We start from the raw sequence: 23,514 nt of genomic DNA on the forward strand, positions 1-23,514 counted from the left end.
TACAGCGGCTGTCCGCACCTTCGCCACGCCCGGAAGGAGAAACCCATGGGACAGCGTACGCCTCTGTATGACCTGCATCTCGCCCTTGGCGCGAAGATGGTCGATTTTGGCGGTTGGGACATGCCACTGCATTACGGCTCGCAGGTCGAGGAGCACCACGAAGTGCGCCGCGATTGCGGGGTGTTCGATGTTTCCCATATGACCGTTATCGACGTTGATGGCCCTCAGGCCAAAGCCTGGCTCCAGCATTTGCTGGCCAACGACGTCGAACGCCTGCACCGCCCCGGCCGTGCTCTGTACAGCACCATGCTCAACGAGCGCGGCGGCATCGTCGACGACATGATCGTCTACCGCCTCGACGACGGTTATCGCCTGGTGGTCAACGCCTCCACCCGCGATCAGGATCTGGCCTGGATGCAGGCACAGCTCGGCGGTTTCGAGGTGCGATTGCACGAGCGCTCGGAGCTGGCGATGCTCGCCATCCAGGGTCCGCAGGCCCGGCACAAGATTGCCGAACTGGTGACCCAGTCCCGCGCCACGCTGATCCAGCACCTCAAACCTTTCGAAGCCTACGTCGACGGCGACTGGTTCATTGCCCGTACCGGTTACACCGGTGAAGACGGTCTGGAAATCGCCCTGCCGGCGGATCAGGCCCCGGCCTTCTTCAACGATCTGGTAGGGGCCGGCATTTCCCCGATCGGCCTCGGCGCTCGCGATACGCTGCGGGTTGAAGCCGGCATGAACCTTTACGGTCAGGACATTCATCAAGACGTTTCGCCGCTGGCTTCGAACATGGCCTGGAGCATTGCCTGGGAGCCGACTACGCGTCAGTTCATCGGCCGCGCGGCACTTGAGGCTGAAAAAACCGCTGGTGTGGCGCACAAACTGGTCGGTCTGGTGCTGGAAGAACGCGGCGTTTTACGCGCTCATCAGGTGGTTCGCATCGCCGATGTTGGCGAAGGGGAGATCACCAGTGGTAGTTTCTCTCCTACGCTAAGCAAATCGATTGCTCTGGCGCGTGTTCCGATGGCCACCGCCGACCGCGCCGAAGTGGAAATCCGTGGCAAGTGGTATCCAGTGCGAGTGGTCAAACCGACCTTCGTACGCCATGGCAAAACTTTGATCTAACCTTTTCCGGCGGGCAGACCGCTGACAATTTCTCGAGGACACCGAAGATGAGCGATATCCCTGCCGAACTGCGCTTTGCCGAAAGTCACGAATGGGCACGTCTGGAAGCTGACGGCACCGTCACTGTGGGCATCAGCGATCACGCGCAGGAAGCGCTGGGTGATGTCGTGTTCGTCGAGCTGACCGAAGCGGGCAAAGTGTTTGCTGCGCAAGATCAGGCCGGTGTGGTCGAGTCGGTGAAAGCCGCTTCCGATATCTACTCGCCAATCGCTGGTGAAGTCATTGCCGTCAATGAAGAGCTGAGCGGCTCGCCGGAACTGCTGAACTCCGACCCATACGGTGCGTGGATCTTCAAACTGAAGCCAAGCAACACCACTGATCTGGAAAAACTGCTCGACGCCGCTGCCTACAAGGCTGCCATCGGCGAGTAAGCTTCAAGCAATACCCCCAAAGCCCCGACTCGTCGGGGCTTTTTCATGGGCGATGATTTTCCCCTGTGGGAGCGAGCCTGCTCGCGAATGCGGTCTGTCAGAACCATTTGAATTGACTGACTCACCGCATTCGCGAGCAGGCTCGCTCCCACAAGGGGAAAGGGGTTGCTCTGAAAATTGGCGGCGATGTGGGCTGCTATGCTGGTTTGACCGTGTTGCATTGACGCCGAGCGCCAGCCAAGAGAGAGCCCGTCATGTCCCAATTGCCGTCCCTGAGCCAGTTACGCGATCCCGATGCTTTCCTGCGCCGCCACTTGGGCCCTGATGCTGCCGAACAACAGGCGATGCTCGACAGTCTCGGCCTCGGCAGCCGGGCCGAGCTGATTGAACAGACGGTGCCGCCGGGCATCCGCCTCAATCGCGCACTGGATCTGCCGCCAGCGCTGGACGAGCAAGCCGCACTGGCGAAACTGCGCGGGTATGCCGAGCAGAATCAGGTCTGGACCAGCCTGATCGGCATGGGCTACCACGGCACCCTCACGCCGACCGTTATCCTGCGCAACGTGCTGGAAAATCCCGGTTGGTACACCGCGTACACGCCGTATCAACCGGAAATCGCCCAGGGCCGGCTCGAAGCGTTGCTCAATTTCCAGCAACTGACCATCGACCTCACCGGCCTCGAACTGGCCAATGCCTCGCTGCTCGACGAAGCCACTGCCGCTGCAGAGGCCATGGCGTTGGCCAAGCGCGTGGCGAAGTCGAAGAGCAATCTGTTTTTCGTCGACGAGAACTGCCATCCACAGACCATTTCCGTGGTGCAGACCCGCGCTGAAGGCTTCGGTTTCGAGGTGATCGTCGACGCTGTGGATAACTTGAGGCAGCACCCGGTGTTCGGCGCGCTGTTGCAATACCCCGACAGCCATGGCGAGATCCGCGATTTGCGGCCCGTGATCGATCATCTGCATGCGCAGCAGGCGCTGGCCTGCGTCGCCACCGATTTACTGAGTTTGCTGTTGCTGACGCCACCGGGCGAACTGGGCGCCGATGTGGTGTTCGGTTCATCCCAGCGTTTTGGTGTGCCGATGGGTTACGGCGGCCCGCATGCGGCGTTTTTTGCCAGTCGCGAGGAATACAAACGGGCAATTCCGGGGCGGATCATCGGCGTGTCGAAAGACGCTCGCGGCAACGTGGCGCTGCGTATGGCGCTGCAAACCCGCGAGCAACATATCCGCCGCGAGAAGGCCAATTCGAACATCTGCACCGCGCAGGTTTTGCTGGCCAATATCGCCAGTTTCTACGCGGTGTATCACGGGCCGGAAGGTTTGAAGCGGATCGCCCAGCGCGTGCATCGGCTGACCTGCATTCTGGCGGCCGGCCTTGAGCGCCATGGCATCAAGCGGGTCAACGAGCAGTTTTTCGATACGCTGACGCTGGAGGTTGGCGGTGCGCAAACCGCGATCATCGAAAGTGCCCAAGCCGCGCAGATCAATCTGAGGATTCTCGGTCGTGGTCGAGTCGGCCTGAGCCTCGATGAAGCCTGTGATGAAAGCACTGTGGCGAAACTCTTTGATGTGCTGCTCGGTGCCGATCATGGGTTGATTGTCGATGATCTTGACGCTGAAGTGCTGGTTTCAGGCATTCCCGCCAATCTCCAGCGCAAGACTCCTTATCTGCGTCATCCGGTATTCAACGCTCATCACAGCGAAACCGAGATGCTGCGTTACCTCAAGCAACTGGAGAACAAGGATCTGGCACTCAACCAGTCGATGATCCCGCTGGGCTCTTGCACCATGAAACTCAATGCCACCAGCGAGATGATCCCGATCACCTGGCCGCAGTTCGCCAATCTGCATCCGTTTGCGCCGCGAGAGCAGGCGGTCGGTTACACCTTGATGATCGAAGAACTGGAGCGCTGGCTGTGCGCGATCACCGGGTTCGATGCGATTTGCATGCAGCCCAACTCCGGCGCGCAGGGTGAGTACGCCGGGCTGCTGGCGATCCGCAAATATCACGAGAGTCGCCAACAGGGCGCGCGGGATATCTGCCTGATTCCATCGTCAGCGCACGGCACCAATCCGGCCTCGGCGCAGATGGCCGGGATGCGTGTGGTGATCGTCGAGTGCGATGACGCGGGCAACGTTGATCTGGCGGATTTGAAGGCGAAAGCCGCTGAGGCCGGTGCCAGGTTGTCGTGCCTGATGGCGACCTATCCATCGACCCACGGCGTGTACGAGGAGGGCATCAGCGAAATCTGCGAGGTTATCCACAAGCACGGCGGTCAGGTCTACATGGACGGCGCCAACCTTAACGCGCAGGTCGGGCTGGCGCGGCCGGCGGACATCGGCGCCGACGTATCGCACATGAACCTGCACAAGACTTTCTGCATCCCCCATGGCGGGGGTGGGCCGGGCATGGGGCCGATCGGCATTCGCGCGCATCTCGCACCGTTCGTCGCTAATCATCCGGTGGTGCCGATCGATGGACCGCTGGCGCAGAACGGCGCGGTCAGCGCAGCGCCCTGGGGCAGCGCAAGTATTCTGCCGATCAGTTGGATGTACATCGCCATGATGGGCCCGCAACTGGCGGACGCCAGCGAAGTGGCCATTCTGGCGGCGAACTACCTGGCGCAGCATTTATCCGGCGCGTTTCCCGTGTTGTATACCGGGCGCAACGGGCGGGTGGCGCATGAATGCATTCTTGATCTGCGGCCACTGAAGGCGCAGACCGGCATCAGCGAAGAGGACGTCGCCAAGCGTCTGATGGATTACGGCTTCCATGCGCCGACCATGTCCTTCCCGGTGCCGGGGACATTGATGGTCGAACCGACCGAGAGCGAATCCAAGGCTGAGCTGGACCGGTTTATCGGCGCGATGCTGAGTATTCGTGCGGAAATCACCGAGGTGCAGAACGGCAACTGGCCGGCGGAAGACAATCCGCTAAAACGCGCGCCGCATACGTTGGCGGATGTCACTGGGGTTTGGGAGCGGCCATACAGCATCGAACAGGGCATTACCCCGGATGCGCACACCAAGGCGCACAAGTATTGGCCGGCGGTGAATCGGGTGGATAACGTTTACGGGGATCGCAATCTGTTTTGCGCTTGTGTGCCGGTGGACGATTACCGCTGATTTCCCTGGATACACACAGTCCAAATGTGGGAGCGGGCTTGCTCGCGAAGGCGGTGTGTCAGATACATTGATGTTGGCTGATACGACGCCTTCGCGAGCAAGCCCGCTCCCACAGGGGTTAGGTGTTGAGGCGGAAATCCGGGCAAAAAAATGCCGCTCGTTTGAGCGGCATTTTTTGTTACTCGGAAGCCACGGCGTTCTTCGCCAGAATCGCGTTCGCCAGTTCCATATCCGTGGCTTGCAGGCCCGGGTTGTCGGCGCGGACTTTCTGCATAGCTGCTTCCAGATACGGCCCACGAATGCCGCCATCGCTGGCCACGAAGCTGCCGGCATCATCCTGCGCAGCGACGATCAGCTTGTGATCCTTGAAGGTCAGGTAAGTCGAGCCAGTGGTAGCGCCGGACGAAATGACGTTACGCCAAAAGCTGTCGGCCATCGCTGAACCAACAGGAAGGGACAGCAAGGCCAGGGTGGCGACAGCAAGTTTGAGACGCATGATTTAGGTGACTCCTGGGGGTTAACTACGGCGTTGGATCGTCATTTAGCGATCCGGTTCCATGCACACTAATCAGCACGCTCCACCAGGAATATCACGCCTTGTTGTTCCGTTACGCGAACGCGCTCGCCGACCGGTGTGTCAGGCCCCCGGGCAATCCAGACGCCATCTGCAACCTTGATTTTGCCGCGGCCGTCGATGATCGCCTCGCTGACCACGAACACTTTGCCGATCAACTCCTGGCCCCGCACATTCAGATTTGGTTGATCGCTACGGCGCACCGCGGTGCGCTGGCGTCGCCACCAGTACAGCGCGCAGAGGATCGAAAACAGCGCAAACAGCACCAGCTGGATTTCCCACGGCAGACTCGGCAAGACAAACGTCGTCACGCCAACTGCAGCGGCGGCCATGCCGATCCACAACAGGTAACCGCCAGCCCCGAACACTTCAAGAATGAGCAACACAGTGCCCAGCCCCAGCCAGCTCCAGAAGGTGAACAGTTCAACTGGCATGGCTCAGGCCTTCTTGCCGTCGAAGGTCGCTTTGACGATCTCGCCGATGCCACCCACTGCACCGATCATCGAGCTCGCTTCCAGCGGCATCAGAATGACTTTGCTGTTGTTGGCCGAAGCCAGCTTGCCCAGCGCGTCGATGTATTTCTGCGCGACGAAATAGTTGACCGCCTGCACGTTGCCGCCAGCAATGGCTTCGGACACCACTTTGGTCGCCTGGGCTTCGGCTTCGGCCTGACGCTCCCGTGCTTCGGATTCAAGAAACGCGGCCTGCCGGCTACCTTCGGCTTCCAGAATCTGTGCCTGCTTTTTGCCCTCTGCGGTGAGAATCGCCGAGGCTCGCAGGCCTTCGGCTTCAAGGATCTGCGCACGCTTGATTCGTTCGGCTTTCATCTGACCGGACATGGCGGCCATCAGGTCGGCAGGCGGGCTGATGTCCTTGATTTCGATCCGGGTGATCTTGATGCCCCACGGTGCGGTGGCTTCGTCAACGGTGCGCAGTAATCTCTCGTTGATGTTGTCCCGCTGGCTGAGCATGGCGTCGAGCTCCATGGAGCCGAGCACGGTGCGGATGTTGGTTTGCAGCAAGTTGCGAATGGCGTGTTCGAGGTTGTTTACCTCGTAGGCGGCCTGGGCCGTGTTCACCACCTGGAAGAAGCACACGGCATCAATTTGTACCGTGGCGTTGTCGGCGGTGATGACTTCCTGCGGCGGGATATCCAGCACGCTTTCCATCACGTTGATCTTGCGACCGATGCGATCCATCACTGGAATGATGATGTTCAGGCCCGGTTTAAGGGTGTTGGTGTAGCGACCGAAGCGCTCGACCGTCCACTCGAAACCCTGTGGCACGACTTTGAAGCCCATGAACAGAATGGCGATTGCCAGGGCCACAAACAGTAAAAGCACACTTCCGGTCTGCATAACGATTCCTTGTTGGATGGATCAATAGAGGTTGCGATGGCGCAAGTGTAACGGCCTGGAGCGGGGTTACGAACAGATTGATGGCAATCTGCTCATTTCTGCTCACTCTGCGGCGTCACCCGCAGCACCTCCTCAACAGTCGTCAGCCCCGCCGCGACTTTCTGCGCGCCGGACAGACGCAGGCTGCGCATGCCTTCCTTGAACGCCTGACGCCGAATCGCCGTGAGGTCGGTGTCCGGGGTGATGAAGGCCTTGAGGCTGTCGCTCAATTGCATGATTTCGTAGACCCCGGCGCGGCCGTGATAACCCGTGTCGCGACACTCCAGGCAGCCAATGGCCCGTTGCGCGTTACTCGGCAGGGGCGCTTGCCAGGGGCGGGTCAGAGTCTGCCAGTCCTCTTCATCGAGGGTCAGGGGCGCCTTGCAATGCGGGCATAAGGTACGCACCAGACGCTGGGCCATGACCCCGAGTACGGTGGCCTTGATCAGATAATGCGGGACCCCGAGCTCCAGCAGACGGCTGATCGCGCTCGGCGCATCGTTGGTGTGCAAGGTTGACAGCACCAGGTGCCCGGTCAACGCGGCCTGAATCGCCATTTCGGCGGTTTCGAGGTCGCGGATCTCGCCGATCATGATGATGTCCGGGTCTTGCCGCATCAGCGCGCGGACTCCGGCAGCAAAGCTCAGCTCGATGTTGTGCTGGACCTGCATCTGGTTGAAGGCCGGCTCGACCATCTCGATCGGATCTTCGATGGTGCAGAGATTGACCTCCGGCGTGGCGAGTTTTTTCAGCGTGGTGTAGAGCGTGGTGGTCTTGCCCGAACCGGTCGGCCCGGTGACCAGGATGATGCCGTTGGGCTGGCGCGTCATGTCCTGCCAGCGGCGCAGGTCGTCGGCGGAAAAGCCAAGCTGATCGAAGTCCTTGAGCAGTACTTCCGGGTCGAAAATCCGCATGACCATTTTTTCGCCGAACGCAGTGGGCAGCGTTGATAGCCGCAACTCGACTTCGCCGCCGTCCGGGGTCTTGGTCTTGACCCGGCCGTCCTGGGGTTTGCGTTTTTCGGCGACGTTCATCCGCCCCAGGCTTTTCAGGCGACTGACGATGGCCATGGTCACCTGCGGCGGGAATTGATAGACGTTGTGCAGCACGCCGTCGATGCGAAAACGCACGGTGCCTTGCTCGCGACGCGGTTCGATGTGGATATCGCTGGCACGCTGCTGGAAGGCGTACTGGAACAGCCAGTCGACGATGTTGACGATGTGCGCGTCGTTGGCGTCCGGCTCCTGATCACTGGCGCCGAGGTTGAGCAACTGTTCGAAGTTGCCGAGATTGCTGTTTTGCTGGTCGGCATTGCTCGCGCCACTGACCGATTTGGCCAGACGGAAAAACTCGACGCTCAAGCGCTGGATGTCCGTCGGGTTGGCCACCACCCGTTTGATCGGCAGCTTCAAGACGTGGGTCAGGTCGGCTTCCCAGCCGTTGACATAGGGCTGGGCGCTGGCCACGGTCACCGAGTCACGGTCGACCGCCACGGCGAGAATCTTGTGCCGTTGGGCAAAGGCGTAGGACATCAGCGGGGTAATGGCGGCGACGTTGATCTTCAGCGGGTCAATACGCAGGTAAGGCTGGCCGGCCTGTTGCGCCAGCCACAGGGTCAGGCTTTCCAGGTCGAGGTGTTTGCCCGGACGACTGAGGTCGTCCAGTTGCTGGCTGGCGATGAATTCCAGCGGGTGCATCTGGCCATGGGCGGCATTGCGACGACGAGCATTCAGCGCCTGCTCGGCCGAGTCCTGGCAGATAAAGCCTTGGGCGACCAGTTCACGCAACACATCGTTGAGTTCCAGCCAGCGGTCCTGAGTGGCAAGTTGAACGGACATGCGGGCTTCCTTTTGAGCGACAGTGCGAAAAAGGATAGTCGTGGCCCTGCAGACCGTTGGGCCACTACCCGACGAAGCCGTTGCCGGATTTTTCAGCCAGTCGCCTGTGCCCGCGCATCCCACGCGCTGTCGGCGTTTTGCAGATTCACCGAACAGACGCTGATCAGGTTACGAAGTTTTTCCGCAATCACCTGCGCGCGATGCCAGCTCAAGCCGCCCATGACGAGGTCGATCGACAACAGATCGTCCATTCGCTGCACGTTCACTTGCTCAGGCGTAAGAAACTGCAGCGCGAACAGGTTGAGCACGCGCACCAGCAGATCCGGTTCGGCCTCGGCGAGAATCTGATACTGCGCCAGGCAGTGGGCGTTACTGACGTTCCAGACATCGGCGCGGGTCGGGGGCGTGTTGACGGCTTCAAGGTGCGGCATGGCAGGGCTCCAAAATCACTGGAGGAATTTTTACATTCGCTGGCGGGTATTTCTTATCTAAGATGGGCGTTATTGGCGTTTGATCAACTGGATCAATTCGCAGAATGTTCTGTTTGAGGTTTTTCTATGCACAGCGAGCTGGACAGCTACGACCGCAAGATTCTCGCCTTGCTGCAAGAGGACGCTTCGCTTTCGAGCGCGCAGATCGCCGAGCAGGTGGGCTTGTCGCAATCGCCCTGCTGGCGGCGGATTCAGCGGATGAAGGAGGAGGGGATCATTCGCGGGCAGGTAACGTTGCTGGATCGCAAGAAAATCGGCCTGAACACGCAGATCTTTGCCGAAATCAAACTCAACGCGCACGGCCGATCGAACTTCACCGAATTCACCGAGGCGATTCGCGGTTTTCCGGAGGTGCTGGAGTGCTATGTGCTGATGGGCGCGGTGGATTTTCTGCTGCGCATTGTTGCGGCGGACATCGAGGCGTATGAGCGGTTCTTCTTCGAGAAGCTGTCGCTGGTGCCGGGGATTCAGGAAGTGAATTCGATTGTGGCGTTGTCGGAGATCAAATCCACCACCAGCCTGCCGGTTTGAGGCAAGGCAGCTGGCCTCTTCGCGAGCAGGCTCGCTCCCACAGGGGAGTGCATTCCGATGTGGGCGCGAGCCTGCTCGCGAAAGCGGTGTTACATGCGCAGCAGCATTTTCCACGCGCGATTCTGGTAAACCGCAATCGCCTGCTGCTTGCGCGCATCGAGCAATTCGTCAGTGATCGTCGGCTCGTTGGCCAGTTGCGCCAATTTGTTCAGCTCGCCGTACAGGCGATCCATTTCCGCAATATCCAGCACGTTACGTGCGTGGTGCAGCCAGACCTGAATGCGCTCGATGCGCGGTAGCTGTTCGGCGAGATCTTCCGGCTGCTGCTGGTAGCGCTGCAGTTGCAGGGCTGTGGCTTCTTCGCCCAACAGGCGCGGCAACCAGCTGTGTAGTTGCGCGGCGCCCTGACGGTTGCCACGAACGTTGCGCTCAGCGGTCCAGTTGCGTGCCAGCAACCAACGCGAAGCGTTCAGCGAGAACAGGCCCCAGCGCGGGTCTTCCAGTTCCTCGAGGAACTGCTCCGGCGCGGCTTTGCGCACGTCTTCATCTTCGATACCGACCTGAACCAGAGGGCGCCAGTCTTCCAGCAAAGCGTCGAGTGCCACGCGCAGATCATGGGTCGATGGACGCGGTGCGGCCTGGCCGAGGCTGCTGAGCAGGGCGCGCATTTCGGCGAGGTTCTCGACCCAGTCCAGCAACAGGCGCCAGTGACCGTTGAAACGGTACTGTTCGGCCAGACGCTGACTGCTGCCGAGCAAGTGCCAGCCCAGCGCGGCAAAAGCGTCGTCGAGTTGGGTTTCCGGGGTCAGCTCCGGTGCCGGCAGGCTCAGCGAGTAGCTGTTGGCGTCGTACAGCCGATAGCCGCGCTCGGCCTTGCTGATGTCACATGGCATCAGGGCCAGGGTCTCGGCCAGTTCGGCAGCCAGTTCCAGCAGCGCGGCAGGTTCGCCTTCGCGCAGTTCCAGTTCCAGTTCGCAGATTTCTTCTTTCTGCTTGCCGACCACCACGTGGCCCAGATCCAGAGCGGCTTCGATGACCACTTTGGCCTTGCCGCGACCCCAGGCGATTTCGGCGCGCTCGCGGACGAAATCGGTGGTGAAGATCGGTTTCAGGGTTTTCTTGTCCAGCTCGGCCAGCGACTCGGGCCAGCATTCGCCGTCGAGTTTCTTCACGTCGAGCTTGGCTTTGGGCAGTTTCCAGTCGTACTCGTTACGCTCGGACAGGCCGGCGACGCTCTGGCCGCGGGTCTTGAGGGTCTGAATCACCTCATCGCCATCCTTGCGCAGGCGCAGGGCGACTTTGGCCTGGGCCAGATCGCGCTCTGGAGTGTCGAAGTATTGGTTCATCAACTCACGGCGTTCCCAGCCATTTTTGTTGCGCTTTTTCAGTAACGGGTGCTCGCGCAGGGCAGCGAGGGTTTCGCGGCTGACGCGGAGTTTGATTTCGGTTTCTTTCTGCATGGCCGGAAAATCCAGGATCGGGAGCGCAGCCGGGGGAATGTGTGGCTGCCAAGGCCGTGCAGTGTACAGGACTGAACCTTCCTACGCTTTGCGGCGGTTTATTCCTGGCGCCGGATGGTTCTATGATGGACCTCAATTCGGGAGTTGGAGTCAGCGATGCCTTTGCCATCCATGAAAGACCAGTTCGCTGCGCTGATTGCCGCGCCATCGGTCAGCTGCACCCAACCGAACCTTGATCAGTCCAACCGTGCGGTGATCGATTTGCTCGCCGGATGGCTCGGTGATCTGGGCTTCAGCTGCGATATCCAGCAGGTCAGCCCCGGCAAATTCAACCTGCTCGCCAGTTTCGGCAGCGGCCCCGGCGGGCTGGTGCTGGCCGGGCACAGCGACACGGTGCCGTATGACGATGCGCTGTGGCAGACCGATCCGCTGAAACTCACCGAAGTCGATGGCCGTTGGGTGGGTCTGGGCAGTTGCGACATGAAGGGTTTCTTCGCCCTGATCATCGAAGCGGTGCAGCCATTGCTCGACCAGCCGTTCAAGCAGCCTCTGCTGATCCTCGCCACCTGCGATGAAGAAAGTTCGATGTCCGGCGCCCGCGCGCTGGCCGAGGCCGGGCGTCCGCTGGGCCGTGCGGCCGTGATCGGCGAGCCGACCGGGCTCAAGCCGATCCGCATGCACAAAGGCATCATGATGGAGCGCATCGACATTCTCGGGCAGAGCGGCCATTCGTCGGATCCGCGCCTGGGCCACAGCGCTCTCGAGGCGATGCACGATGCCATCGGCGAACTACGTGGTCTGCGCCTGTTGTGGCAGCGTGAATTCAACAATCCGCAATTCAGCGTGCCGCAACCGACGATGAACTTTGGCTGCATCCATGGCGGCGACAATCCCAACCGCATCTGCGGCCAGTGTTCGCTGGAGTTTGACCTGCGACCGCTGCCGGGCATGGACCCGAAAGTGCTGCGTGCCGAGATTCTGCGCAAGCTCAACCCGGTTGCCGAACGGCATCAGGTGAAGATCGACTACAAACCATTGTTCCCCGAAGTGCCGTCGTTCGAGCAGTCTGAAGACGCCGAATTGGTGCGCATCGCCGAAAAGCTCACCGGCCACAACGCCGAAGCAGTAGCGTTCGGCACCGAAGCGCCTTATCTTCAGCGCCTTGGCTGCGAAACCATCGTACTCGGCCCCGGCGACATCGCCTGTGCGCATCAGCCCGGCGAGTACCTCGAAATGTCACGTTTGCAGCCTACCGTGCATCTATTACGACAGTTGATTGAACATTACTGCCTGACCCCGGACAAACCCTGATTACCCCTTGTGGGAGCGGGCTTGCTCGCGAAAGCGGTGTGTCAGTCGATATTGATGTACCTGCTACACCGCTTTCGCGAGCAAGCCCGCTCCCACAGGGGAATGTATTTTGTTCGGGCAAACGCTGTAAATTGCCAGCATTCCAACCCGTATTCATGAGGAGAGCGCGCGTGTCGCCAAGCCTGTTCCGACGATAACCATCAGCCCGCTGTGCGTTTTCCGTTTCGCCCCATTTTTCGGCTGCTATTTATTACAGGCCCAGGTTCATGCCCGAATACGTTAATTGGCTTCGTCACGCGTCTCCTTACATCAACGCCCACCGCGACTGCACCTTCGTCGTCATGCTGCCCGGTGACGGCGTTGAGCATCCGAATTTCGGCAATATCGTCCACGACATCGTGCTGCTGCACAGCCTCGGCGTGCGTCTGGTGCTGGTGCACGGTTCGCGCCCGCAGATCGAAACCCGCCTCGCCGCTCGCGGCCTGACCCCGCATTATCACCACGGCATGCGCATCACCGATGCCGCGACCCTTGAGTGTGTGATCGACGCGGTTGGCCAGTTGCGCATTGCCATCGAAGCGCGGCTGTCGATGGACATGGCTTCATCGCCGATGCAGGGCTCGCGTCTGCGCGTGGCCAGCGGCAACCTGGTCACCGCGCGGCCGATTGGCGTGCTTGAAGGTGTCGACTATCACCACACCGGCGAAGTGCGCCGTGTCGATCGCAAGGGCATCAACCGCCTGCTCGACGAGCGCTCCATCGTGCTGCTGTCGCCACTGGGCTATTCGCCGACCGGGGAGATCTTCAACCTTGCCTGCGAAGACGTCGCCACCCGCGCGGCCATTGATCTGGGCGCTGACAAGCTGCTGCTGTTTGGCGCTGACCTCGGTCTGATCGACGAGAACGGCAGGCTGGTGCGCGAACTGCGTCCGCAACAAGTGCCGGCGCATCTGCAGCGTCTGGGCAGTAGCAACTATCAGGCGGAACTGCTGGATGCCGCCGCTGAGGCATGTCGTGGCGGCGTGGCGCGTAGCCACATCGTCAGCTATGCCGAGGACGGCGCGCTGCTGACCGAACTGTTCACCCGTGACGGCGGCGGTACGTTGGTGGCGCAAGAGCAATTCGAGCTGGTGCGCGAAGCGGCGATTGAAGACGTCGGCGGTTTGCTCGACCTGATCAGTCCGCTCGAGGAGCAGGGAATTCTGGTGCGTCGTTCGCGTGAAGTGCTGGAGCGCGAGATCGAGCAATTCAGCGTGGTTGAACGTGAAGGCATGATCATCGCCTGTGCGGCGCTGTATCAGATTGCCGATTCGGATGCCGGCGAGCTGGCGTGTCTGGCGGTGAACCCGGAGTATCGCCATGGCGGCCGTGGTGATGAGTTGCTGGAACGTATCGAAACCCGCGCTCGGGCGCAGGGTTTAAAGACGCTGTTCGTCCTCACCACCCGTACCGCGCACTGGTTCCGTGAGCGTGGGTTCGAGCCGAGCAGTGTTGAGCGTCTGCCAGCGGCGCGGGCGTCGCTGTACAACTATCAGCGTAATTCGAAGATCTTCGAAAAGACCCTTTAACCGAGTTGCTCCATTCGCGAGCAGGCTCGCTCCCACATTTGGAACGCGGCTTCCTGTGGGAGCGAGCCTGCTCGCGAAGCTTTCATTGCGCCACGAACTTCGCACTGACATACGGCGAATAGTCCGGCAGCACCGTTTCAACCTTGCCCTGTTCCTTCAAAAATTTCGCCGTCTCCCCAATTGCTTTCGCCGTGCCGCCATCCAGCAGCGCGGTGATTTGCTGCGCCTTGGCATCCGGGAAGGCTGAACCGGCCAGTAATTCCGGGACATCGGCGGCATTGGCACCAGTCAGTTTGGCGATTTTTTGCACGGGCTCCGACTCGGCAGTCCAGCTGTCTTTATGCGCCGCATAATCCGCGAACGAGTCCAGTGTGACCTTGGCAAATTTGGCCACGACCTCAGGATGCTTCTCGGCGAAGTCCTTGCGCGCGACCCAGACTTCGAAAGTTGGCGCGCCCCATTGGCCGACCTGCGCGGCGTCGGTCAGGGTCTTGCCGGTCTTGCGGATTTCCCCCAGTGCCGGCGACCAGACAAAAGCGCCATCAATATCCCCACGCTTCCAGGCAGCCGCGATTTCCGCTGGTTGCAGGTTCACCACTTTGACTTTCGAGGTGTCCAGACCCCAGTGCTTGAGGGCGCCGAGCAGGCTGTAGTGGGAGGTAGAGACGAAAGGCGTGGCGATGGTTTTGCCGATCAGATCCTGTGGGCTATTGATACCGCTGCCATTGCGTACCACCAAGGCTTCGGCGGCGTTGATCTGTGCCGAAACGATGAACGCAACAATGGGCAGGTTGCGCGAAGCGGCTGCAGCCAACGGGCTGGAACCGAGATTACCGATCTGTACATCGCCGGAGGCAATGGCTGTCACAACTTCCGGGCCACTGTTGAAGCGGCGCCAGTCGATTTTCTCGCCAATGGTTTTCTCGTAGACGCCGTCGGCCTGGGGGACTTTGCTTGGATCGATCCCGGTTTGATAGCCAACCGTAATGTTGGCTGCTTGGGCTGAAAAAGAAATCAGCGCTGACACACAAACTGTAACAAATTGACTAGATAGTGCGCGTTTGGCCATCATGGCGTCGCCTTTTCGATAGGGTTTGACGATTCGGGGTTGCGCCAAAGCTAATCGATCTAAAAAAAGGCCAACAAATACCATTTAGGAATGAGCTTGGGCGCCGATACGCTGTATCCCGGCGGCGATGGCCAGATAATGGCCATATTCCGAAATGATATGAAAAAGAATGAATAAATTCTTTTTGGGTTTATCAGGAAATCTTTACTCTGCACGGACCAAATCACTGCGATTAGACCTTGGTCGTAGACACACAAGGTTACGATTGACTTGTCAGTCACAGTCTGGCGCTAATCGCGCATCTTAGGACCCAGGGGCGTCAGATCCCGGGCCAGGAACACAAGAATTAGAAACGAGAGGAGCTTTACATGAACAAGTCCACCTTGGCCCTGGCTGTGGCCGTAGGGGTTATGGCGCAGCAGGCAGGCGCCGCCGGTTTCATCGAAGACAGCAAAGCGACTTTGGGGCTGCGTAACTTCTACATCAACAACGATAACCGTGACTCCGGTGCTCACTCTACCCAGAGCAAAGCTGAAGAATGGGGCCAAGGCTTCGATCTGCGCTTCATCTCCGGTTATACCCAAGGCACCGTCGGTTTTGGTATCGATGCGATCGGCCTGTTGGGCGTGCGTCTGGATACTGGCGGCGGCACCAACGGTGCAACCAGCGCCACTTCGTACGGTGGCACGGTTTTTCCGAGCAAATCCAATGGCGAAGCTGTTGATAACTTCTCCAGCCTGGGCCTGACTGCCAAAGCCAAAATTTCTCAAACCGAATTGAAGCTGGGTACGCTGCAGCCAAAACTGCCAGTTATCGTCACCAACGATGGCCGTCTGTTGCCACAAACCTGGCAGGGTGGCCAGATCACTTCCGGCGAGATCAAAGACCTGACTCTGGTCGGCGGTCAGATCGAAGCAGTGAAAGGTCGTAACTCCAGCAACAACGAGAACCTGTCTATCAATGGCGCGGCACCGCGTACCGTTAACAGCAACAAGTTCATCTACGCCGGTGGTGACTACAAAATCACCAAAGACCTGACTGCCCAGTACTACTACGGCAACCTGGAAGATTTCTACAAGCAACACTTCCTGGGTCTGGTTCACAACTGGGCAATCGGTCCGGGCGTGCTGAAGTCTGACTTCCGTTACTTCAACAGCTCCGACGACGGCGCCAACGGCAATACGCCTGCTTACTTCAGCACCGGTAGCTACGCCGGTTTCGCCAACGGTCGCGGCAAAGTCGACAACAACCTGTACAGCGGCTTGTTCCTTTACACCGTTGCCGGTCACACCTTTGGTGGCGGCTATCAGGTAAGTAACGGTAGCAGCGATTTCCCTTGGCTGAACCAGGGCGACGGTTCGTCGAACTACACCATCACCGACATGCAAATCCAGAAGTTCGGCCGTGCCGGCGAGCGCACCTGGCAAGCACGCTACTCCTATGACTTCGCCAAGGTCGGCGTGCCTGGCCTGACCGCTGGCATGGTTTACCTGCGTGGCGACAACATCGATACCTACAACGCCGGTCGTGCGCAAACCTCGAATGGCGCTTCCGAGTGGGAACGCGATTTGACCGTGGCGTACGTTGTTCCGGAAGGCCCGTTGAAGAACGTTGGCTTCATGTGGAAAAACGCTACGTGGCGCAACGACATTGCCGGTCAGCGCGACCAGGATGAAAACCGCCTGATCGTCAGCTACTCGATCCCGCTGCTGTAATAGCGCGTCTCGATTCGCGGATGTAAAAAAGCCCCGTCCGGCATCGCGCCGGACGGGGCTTTTGCGTTTTCGAGTCAGGCCCACCCCCGTAAGCCCTCCCCGACATTTCCCTCTTTACAGCAACTCAAGGCCTTCTCGAACCTTGCGACCGATGTTCGTCTGGATGCCCTCAAGCGTCCAGTGAACAGATGTTTAATATTCTCGAATGATCTAGATATCTCATTATTTATTCTTTTTCATGATGGCAAAACCCAAGCTACAGTTGAGGTCTCCAACCACTCATCAGGAGCAGCACCATGAGCCTCAGACTCGGCGACATCGCCCCCGATTTCGAACAAGACTCCAGCGCCGGCAAGATTCGTTTCCACGAATGGCTGGGCGATAGCTGGGGCGTGCTGTTCTCCCACCCGGCGGACTTCACACCGGTGTGCACCACCGAGCTGGGCTTTACCGCCAAGCTCAAGGATGAGTTCAGCAAGCGCGGCGTCAAAGCGATCGCGCTGTCGGTCGACCCGGTGGACTCGCACCACAAGTGGATCGAAGACATCAACGAAACCCAGAACACCCTCGTCAACTTCCCGATCCTGGCTGATGCCGATCGCAAAGTCTCCGATCTCTATGACCTGATCCACCCGAACGCCAACGACACCCTGACCGTGCGTTCGCTGTTCGTGATCGATCCGAACAAAAAGATCCGCCTGACCATCACCTACCCGGCAAGCACCGGGCGCAACTTCCACGAGATCCTGCGGGTGATCGACTCGCTGCAACTCACCGACAACTACAAGGTGGCCACGCCGGCCAACTGGCAGGACGGTGATGAGGTGGTGATCGTGCCGTCGCTCAAAGACGAGGAAGAGATCAAGAAGCGCTTTCCGAAGGGCTATCGGGCGGTGAAACCGTACCTGCGTCTGACGCCGCAGCCGAACAAATGAATCAGTGAGATATTTGTTGTAGCCGTCACCGCTTTCGCGAGCAAGCCCGCTCCCACAGGGGTAACGCATTCCAAAATGTGGGAGCGGGCTTGCTCGCGAAGGCGTCAGTCCGGTCAACAGAGAATTAAGAAACACTAAGCAGGGGATTTCAGGCCGTTTCGACGGCCTTTTTTTTCGCCCGAAACAAAGCAATCTACATATCTCTAAAACGCATAACCAAATGAATAAATATGATTTATGGATATATAAATCAACTGGTAAGGTCACTCCCATCGAAGCGAGATCGCAATCCGCGAATCGCCTGTAACGCGCAAGGAATCGTCTGAATGCTGGTCGTCTCACTCGGTGGCAGTCCCAGCCAACGCTCCCGTTCCGGGGTGTTGCTGGAGCGCTCGCAACGCTGGTTGCAGGAGCAAGGGGTGGAAGTGGTGAGCTATCAGGTGCGGGACTTCCCGGCCGAGGATCTGCTCCATGCCCGCTTCGACAGCCCCAAGGTGCTCGACCTGCTGGTGCAGATTGAAAACGCCGACGGCCTGCTCATCGCCACCCCGGTGTACAAGGCTTCCTTCTCCGGTGCGTTGAAGACCGTGCTGGATTTGCTGCCGGAACGCGCTCTGAACCACAAGATTGTTCTGCCGATGGCCACCGGCGGCAGCATCGCCCACATGCTGGTGGTCGACTACGCCCTCAAGCCAGTGCTGTCGGCATTGAAAGCTCAGGAAATGCTCCAGGGGATTTTTGCCGAGGACAGCCAGATCGCTTACGGCGAAGGCAGTGCCCAGGCGCAGTTGGCACCGGCGCTGGAGCAGCGTCTGCATGAAGCGCTGGACCAGTTTGTCAGTGCCATGGCCCGCCGGCCGAAACCGCTGGAGCCGGGCTTGTTGAACGAACGTTTGTTGAGTGCTCGCTGGAGCATTTAAGCCTTATCGAAACTTGAAGTACTGGCCTTACTCGCCCGCCAACGGGCAAGCAGGTGCAGCCAAAACCCAACAGCAAAAAGGAGAGCGCTATGCGCACTGTATTTTTGCGTCGCGGTCTGGTCGCTCTGTTTGCTGCGGCTGTGTCCTTCGGCGCCATCACTCAAGCTCAGGCCGATACGTTAAGAATCGGTTATCAGAAGTACGGCACGCTGGTGCTGCTCAAAGCCAAGGGCACGCTGGAAAAACGTCTCGCCGCCCAAGGCGTCGACGTGCAATGGACGGAATTTCCCGGTGGCCCGCAACTGCTTGAAGGCCTGAACGTCGGCTCGATCGACTTCGGCGTCACTGGCGAAACTCCACCCGTATTCGCCCAGGCTGCCGGCGCCGATCTGCTCTACGTCGCCTACGAACCGCCAGCGCCAAACAGCGAAGCGATCCTCGTGCCGAAAGACTCGCCGATCAAATCGGTGGCCGATCTCAAAGGCAAGAAAGTCGCGCTGAACAAAGGCTCCAACGTCCACTACTTGCTGGTGCGCGCACTGCAAGACGCCGGCCTCAAATACACCGACATCCAGACTGTATTCCTGCCGCCGGCCGATGCCCGCGCCGCGTTTGAACGTGGCAGCGTCGACGCCTGGGTGATCTGGGATCCGTACCAGGCGGCCGCTGAGAAACAACTGCAAGCGCACACCCTGCGCGACGGCAAAGGCATCGTCGACAACCATCAGTTCTATCTGGCGACCAAGCCTTACGCGCAGAAAAATCCCGAGGTGATCAAGACCCTCGTCGAAGAAGTGCGCGCCGTTGGCGAGTGGTCCAAAGCCAATCCTGAAGACGTGACCCAACAGGTCGCGCCCCTGCTCGGCCTGCCGGCGGACATCACCCTGACCTCGGTCAAACGCCAGGGCTACGGCGCGCTGTTCCTGACCCCGGAAGTGATCGCCGCGCAACAGAAAATCGCTGACACGTTCTTCCAGCTCAAGCTGATACCCAAGCCGTTGAGCATCAAGGATGTGATCTGGACCCCACCGGCCGCTGTGGCCAACGCGCAGTAATTCGAATCCCCAAGGAGACCACTCCATGAGCCTCAATATTTTCTGGTTCCTGCCTACCCACGGCGACGGCCATTACCTTGGCACCTCCGAAGGCGCCCGCGCTGTTGACCACGGCTATTTGCAACAGGTCGCGCAAGCGGCGGATCGTCTGGGTTTTGGCGGTGTGCTGATCCCTACCGGTCGTTCTTGCGAAGACTCCTGGCTGGTGGCGGCGTCGCTGATCCCGGTGACCCAGCGTCTGAAGTTTCTAGTCGCCCTGCGCCCCGGGATCATTTCCCCTACGGTGGCTGCGCGTCAGGCTGCGACGCTGGATCGTCTCTCTGGCGGGCGGGCGCTGTTCAATCTGGTAACCGGTGGTGATCCGGAAGAATTGGCCGGTGACGGTCTGTTCCTCAGTCACGAGGAGCGCTATCAAGCCTCGGTGGAATTCACCCGCATCTGGCGCCGTGTGCTGGAAGGCGAAACCGTTGATTACGACGGTCAGCACATCAGTGTGAAGGGCGCCAAATTGCTCTATCCGCCGATCCAGCAACCGCGTCCGCCGCTGTACTTCGGTGGCTCGTCGGAAGCGGCGCAGGATCTCGCTGCTGAACAGGTCGAGATGGTCCTGACCTGGGGCGAGCCGCCAGCAGCCGTCGCCGAGAAGATCGAACAGGTGCGCGCCAAAGCCGCCAAGCTCGGCCGCACCGTGCGCTTCGGCATTCGCCTGCATGTGATCGTCCGCGAAACCAATGCAGAAGCCTGGCAAGCGGCGGATCGGCTGATCTCGCATCTGGATGACGACACCATCGCCCGCGCTCAAGCCTCGCTGGCCCGATTCGATTCGGTCGGCCAGCAACGCATGGCCGCACTGCACGGCGGCAGTCGCGACAACCTCGAAGTCAGCCCGAACCTGTGGGCCGGTGTCGGTCTGGTGCGCGGTGGTGCGGGGACCGCGCTGGTCGGTGACGGTCCAACCGTGGCGGCGCGGGTGAAGGAATACGCCGATCTGGGCATCGACACCTTCATCTTCTCCGGTTATCCACACCTCGAAGAGTCGTACCGCGTCGCCGAATTGCTGTTCCCGCACCTCGACATCGAGCGCCCGGAACTGCCGAAAAGCGCCGGTTATGTCAGCCCGTTCGGCGAGATGGTCGCCAACGACATTCTTCCCAAAGCCGCGTCGCAGAGCTGAGGCGCGCCATGAAGAAAATCATCCACAGCCTCGCGCCCTGGGCGTTGCCGGTTTTGCTGCTGGCGGTGTGGCAGCTATCGGTGTCGGCGGGTTGGTTGTCGACACGGATCTTGCCAGCACCGGTGGCGGTGATCGAAGCCGGGGTGAGCCTGGTGCGCAGCGGCGAAATCTGGACGCACCTGGCGATCAGCGGCTGGCGCGCGGCGCTGGGCTTTACCATCGGCGGCAGCATCGGCCTGGCGCTGGGCTTTATTACCGGCCTGTCGAAGTGGGGCGAACGCCTGCTCGACAGCTCGGTGCAGATGATCCGCAACGTGCCGCATCTGGCGCTGATTCCGCTGGTGATTCTGTGGTTTGGTATCGACGAGTCGGCGAAGATTTTTCTGGTGGCGCTGGGTACGTTGTTCCCGATCTACCTCAACACCTATCACGGCATCCGCAACGTCGACCCGGCGCTGGTGGAGATGGCGCGCAGTTATGGTTTGAGCGGTTTGAGCCTGTTCTGGCAGGTGATTCTGCCGGGCGCGCTGCCTTCGATTCTGGTCGGCGTGCGCTTCGCCCTGGGCTTTATGTGGCTGACGTTGATCGTGGCGGAAACCATCTCGGCCAGCTCCGGCATCGGCTATCTGGCGATGAACGCCCGGGAGTTCTTGCAGACCGACGTGGTGGTGCTGGCGATCCTGCTTTACGCGGTGCTCGGCAAACTCGCCGACCTCGCAGCCCGTGGACTTGAACGTGTGTGGCTGCGCTGGCATCCGGCCTATCAGGTTGCCAAGGGAGGTGCGGTATGACTGCTCAACAACCTCCACGCCTGCTGCGCGGGATACCGCTGGTGGTGCGCAATCTGCAAAAGACTTTCGGTTCGCGCCAGGTTTTGCGTGACATCGATCTGCACATTCCGGCGGGGCAGTTCGTCGCCGTGGTCGGGCGCAGTGGTTGTGGCAAAAGTACCTTGCTGCGCCTGCTCGCCGGGCTTGATCAGCCGACTGGCGGCGACCTGCTTGCGGGCTCTGCGCCGCTCAGCGATGCGCGGGAAGACACCCGTCTGATGTTCCAGGAAGCACGCCTGCTGCCGTGGAAAAAGATCATCGACAACGTCGGTCTCGGCCTCAAGGGCAACTGGCGTCCGCAAGCACTGGACGCACTGGAAGCGGTGGGGCTGGCGGATCGCGCCAATGAATGGCCGGCCGCCTTGTCCGGCGGGCAGAAGCAGCGTGTCGCGCTGGCCCGGGCGCTGATCCACCAACCGCGTCTGTTGTTGCTCGACGAGCCACTCGGCGCGCTGGATGCACTGACCCGGATCGAGATGCAGCAACTGATCGAGCGGCTCTGGCAGCAGCATGGTTTCACTGTGTTGCTGGTGACCCACGACGTCAGCGAAGCGGTGGCGATTGCCGACCGCGTGATTCTGATCGAGGACGGCGAAGTCGGTCTCGATCTGCCTGTAGAACTGCCGCGGCCGCGAGTGCGTGGTTCGCACCGATTGGCGGCACTGGAAACCGAAGTGCTTAACCGCGTTCTCTCCCTGCCCGGCGAACCGCCGGCGCCGGAACCTGTTTCACCACTGCCTACGCAACTGCGTTGGGCTCAATAACTCAAGCAAACGACAGGAATCATTGCCATGACTATCAAAGCCATCAACGTGCGCAACCAGTTCAAAGGCTCGATCAAGGAAATCGTCCTCGGTGACGTGCTGTCGGAAATCGACGTGCAGACCGCTTCCGGCATCGTCACTTCGGTGATCACCACGCGCTCGGTCAAAGAGCTGGAACTGGTGGTGGGCAGCGAAGTGATCGCCTTTGTGAAATCCACCGAGGTATCCATCGCCAAGTTGTAAGGCTGTGGATAAAAAACAACCCCGGAGGGTGTGAGCCCTTCGGGGTTTTTTCATTGCTTGGTATTGGTGGTACTGCCTTCGCGAGCAGGCTCGCTCCCACAGGGGATCGCGTTCCAAATGTGGGAGCGAGCCTGCTCGCGAAGACGCCAGCGAAAGCGCTAGAGATTGCGCTTGGGCAGATACGTCGGCAGGTACAGCCCGATATAAGCATCAAACACGCGCATCCCTTCTTCCGCCATGCGCGGCGTGATTTGCCCATGCTGCTGTACAGAACGCGCATACACCCGGTCGCCCAACTCCATCGCCAGGGCAAACACATCGACATCCTCCGGCAGCCTCGGCAGCTCGAAGTGATGGTCGAACAACTTGTGCATCAGGTCGCCCAGTTCGATGTCGTGCTGACGGTCAGCCTGTGTGACCTCAGTCAGACCATGCTGGGCCAGGATCAACTGGCGAGCCGCCGCGTCTTCGTCGTAGATCTCCAGCATCCGTTGCTCAACCAGTCGTGACAGATCACGCCAGTCGCGCAGGTCCTCATGATCAATCGGCGCTTGCAGGCAGGCGCGAAAGGCTGCGTGTACGTCTGCGGTGAGAGCTTCGAGCAGCGCCGGAACGCTGGCGAAGAAGTGGTAGACGGAGGAGGGCGGAATCTGTGCGCGCTCGGCCACGCTGTAGATCGATAGACTCGCCACGCCCTCGGCAGCCAGCAGCGTGCGCGCGGCGTCGAGTATCGAATCGATGCGCGCCTGACTGCGGGCACGGGGTTTGCGAACGGGGGCGGGTCGCGTCATGGAAGTCTCCTGCGGGGCAGCGGGCATTGTACGAGCCGGTTTGTGTGTTGTCTGCCAGTACGCCTTCGGGAGCAAGCCCCCTCCCACAGGGATCTCCAGTGAGATGAAATTTTTGTGTGCACAGTAAACCCCTGTGGGAGGGGGCTTGCTCCCGAACCGCC

General features: G+C 60.0%; 22 protein-coding genes. 14 read left to right on the plus strand and 8 right to left on the minus strand.

Features of this window, described 5'->3' with window-relative positions; genetic code table 11:
* The first annotated feature begins 45 nt into the window (after window positions 1–45).
* The 3 genes from gcvT to gcvP all read left to right on the plus strand — a co-directional run bounded on the left by gcvT (window position 46) and on the right by gcvP (window position 4,687).
* A complete protein-coding gene (gcvT, locus tag CKW18_RS00245) occupies window positions 46–1,128 on the plus strand; it encodes a glycine cleavage system aminomethyltransferase GcvT (protein WP_095186903.1) in 1,083 nt (360 codons plus the stop codon).
* Between the two features lie 47 nt (window positions 1,129–1,175).
* Complete coding sequence (gene gcvH, locus CKW18_RS00250; RefSeq protein WP_095186904.1) at window positions 1,176–1,559, plus strand: glycine cleavage system protein GcvH; 384 nt, start codon at window positions 1,176–1,178, stop codon at window positions 1,557–1,559.
* Between the two features lie 254 nt (window positions 1,560–1,813).
* Window positions 1,814–4,687: an aminomethyl-transferring glycine dehydrogenase gene (gene gcvP / locus CKW18_RS00255; RefSeq protein ID WP_095186905.1), complete on the plus strand. Its 2,874-nt coding sequence runs from the start codon at window positions 1,814–1,816 to the stop codon at window positions 4,685–4,687.
* 178 nt (window positions 4,688–4,865) lie between these two features.
* Here the strand turns inward: gcvP and CKW18_RS00260 are convergent, their stop codons facing one another.
* From CKW18_RS00260 to CKW18_RS00280, 5 genes are all read right to left on the minus strand, one after another.
* Complete coding sequence (locus CKW18_RS00260) at window positions 4,866–5,186, minus strand: DUF2388 domain-containing protein (protein ID WP_169843014.1); 321 nt, start codon at window positions 5,184–5,186, stop codon at window positions 4,866–4,868.
* A 65-nt stretch (window positions 5,187–5,251) separates the two neighbouring features.
* Entirely contained in the window at window positions 5,252–5,695 is a 444-nt protein-coding gene (locus CKW18_RS00265) for an NfeD family protein (protein ID WP_095186906.1), read from the minus strand.
* A 3-nt stretch (window positions 5,696–5,698) separates the two neighbouring features.
* The gene (locus tag CKW18_RS00270) at window positions 5,699–6,619 is read right to left on the minus strand and encodes an SPFH domain-containing protein (protein WP_064116343.1); all 921 of its coding nucleotides are present in this window, start codon (window positions 6,617–6,619) and stop codon (window positions 5,699–5,701) included.
* Between the two features lie 92 nt (window positions 6,620–6,711).
* A complete protein-coding gene (locus CKW18_RS00275; protein WP_095186907.1) occupies window positions 6,712–8,496 on the minus strand; it encodes a GspE/PulE family protein in 1,785 nt (594 codons plus the stop codon).
* Window positions 8,497–8,588: 92 nt separating this feature from the next.
* Window positions 8,589–8,927: a hypothetical protein gene (locus CKW18_RS00280; protein ID WP_095186908.1), complete on the minus strand. Its 339-nt coding sequence runs from the start codon at window positions 8,925–8,927 to the stop codon at window positions 8,589–8,591.
* Window positions 8,928–9,053: 126 nt separating this feature from the next.
* Between CKW18_RS00280 and CKW18_RS00285 the strand changes: the two genes are divergently transcribed.
* Window positions 9,054–9,518, plus strand: coding sequence for an Lrp/AsnC family transcriptional regulator (locus CKW18_RS00285; RefSeq protein ID WP_016983809.1), 465 nt, complete (start codon window positions 9,054–9,056; stop codon window positions 9,516–9,518).
* Window positions 9,519–9,607: 89 nt separating this feature from the next.
* Here the strand turns inward: CKW18_RS00285 and CKW18_RS00290 are convergent, their stop codons facing one another.
* Window positions 9,608–10,978 (minus strand): inorganic triphosphatase, encoded by a 1,371-nt coding sequence (locus CKW18_RS00290; protein ID WP_095186909.1) that lies wholly within the window; start codon window positions 10,976–10,978, stop codon window positions 9,608–9,610.
* 156 nt (window positions 10,979–11,134) lie between these two features.
* Between CKW18_RS00290 and argE the strand changes: the two genes are divergently transcribed.
* Together argE and argA are read left to right on the plus strand one after the other, a co-directional pair.
* Window positions 11,135–12,289: an acetylornithine deacetylase gene (gene argE / locus CKW18_RS00295; RefSeq protein ID WP_095186910.1), complete on the plus strand. Its 1,155-nt coding sequence runs from the start codon at window positions 11,135–11,137 to the stop codon at window positions 12,287–12,289.
* A 266-nt stretch (window positions 12,290–12,555) separates the two neighbouring features.
* A complete protein-coding gene (argA, locus tag CKW18_RS00305; protein ID WP_095186912.1) occupies window positions 12,556–13,857 on the plus strand; it encodes an amino-acid N-acetyltransferase in 1,302 nt (433 codons plus the stop codon).
* An 82-nt stretch (window positions 13,858–13,939) separates the two neighbouring features.
* On the opposite strand, the gene tauA is transcribed toward argA, so the two are convergent.
* On the minus strand, window positions 13,940–14,926 hold the full coding sequence (gene tauA, locus CKW18_RS00310) for a taurine ABC transporter substrate-binding protein (RefSeq protein ID WP_170947195.1): 987 nt from the start codon (window positions 14,924–14,926) through the stop codon (window positions 13,940–13,942).
* 368 nt (window positions 14,927–15,294) lie between these two features.
* On the opposite strand from tauA, the gene CKW18_RS00315 reads away from it, so the two are divergent.
* The 8 genes from CKW18_RS00315 (at window position 15,295) to CKW18_RS00350 (ending at window position 22,562) form a co-directional block, all read left to right on the plus strand.
* Complete coding sequence (locus CKW18_RS00315; RefSeq protein WP_095186914.1) at window positions 15,295–16,641, plus strand: OprD family porin; 1,347 nt, start codon at window positions 15,295–15,297, stop codon at window positions 16,639–16,641.
* A gap of 296 nt (window positions 16,642–16,937) precedes the next feature.
* Entirely contained in the window at window positions 16,938–17,576 is a 639-nt protein-coding gene (locus tag CKW18_RS00320; protein WP_095186915.1) for a peroxiredoxin, read from the plus strand.
* Window positions 17,577–17,902: 326 nt separating this feature from the next.
* A complete protein-coding gene (gene ssuE, locus CKW18_RS00325) occupies window positions 17,903–18,496 on the plus strand; it encodes an NADPH-dependent FMN reductase (RefSeq protein ID WP_095186916.1) in 594 nt (197 codons plus the stop codon).
* Between the two features lie 89 nt (window positions 18,497–18,585).
* Window positions 18,586–19,551, plus strand: coding sequence for a sulfonate ABC transporter substrate-binding protein (locus tag CKW18_RS00330; protein ID WP_095186917.1), 966 nt, complete (start codon window positions 18,586–18,588; stop codon window positions 19,549–19,551).
* Window positions 19,552–19,576: 25 nt separating this feature from the next.
* Window positions 19,577–20,725, plus strand: coding sequence for an FMNH2-dependent alkanesulfonate monooxygenase (gene ssuD / locus CKW18_RS00335; protein WP_042561643.1), 1,149 nt, complete (start codon window positions 19,577–19,579; stop codon window positions 20,723–20,725).
* Between the two features lie 8 nt (window positions 20,726–20,733).
* Window positions 20,734–21,516: an aliphatic sulfonate ABC transporter permease SsuC gene (gene ssuC, locus CKW18_RS00340; protein ID WP_095186918.1), complete on the plus strand. Its 783-nt coding sequence runs from the start codon at window positions 20,734–20,736 to the stop codon at window positions 21,514–21,516.
* Window positions 21,513–22,319, plus strand: a complete 807-nt coding sequence (gene ssuB / locus CKW18_RS00345) for an aliphatic sulfonates ABC transporter ATP-binding protein (protein ID WP_095186919.1) — start codon at window positions 21,513–21,515, stop codon at window positions 22,317–22,319. The genes ssuC and ssuB overlap by 4 nt, the downstream gene beginning before the upstream one ends.
* 27 nt (window positions 22,320–22,346) lie before the next feature.
* The gene (locus CKW18_RS00350; RefSeq protein ID WP_003229256.1) at window positions 22,347–22,562 is read left to right on the plus strand and encodes a molybdopterin-binding protein; all 216 of its coding nucleotides are present in this window, start codon (window positions 22,347–22,349) and stop codon (window positions 22,560–22,562) included.
* A 158-nt stretch (window positions 22,563–22,720) separates the two neighbouring features.
* Here the strand turns inward: CKW18_RS00350 and CKW18_RS00355 are convergent, their stop codons facing one another.
* On the minus strand, window positions 22,721–23,353 hold the full coding sequence (locus CKW18_RS00355; RefSeq protein ID WP_095186920.1) for a TetR/AcrR family transcriptional regulator: 633 nt from the start codon (window positions 23,351–23,353) through the stop codon (window positions 22,721–22,723).
* Window positions 23,354–23,514 lie beyond the last annotated feature (161 nt).

The organism is Pseudomonas sp. Irchel 3E19, assembly GCF_900187585.1.
Lineage (GTDB): Bacteria > Pseudomonadota > Gammaproteobacteria > Pseudomonadales > Pseudomonadaceae > Aquipseudomonas > Aquipseudomonas baetica.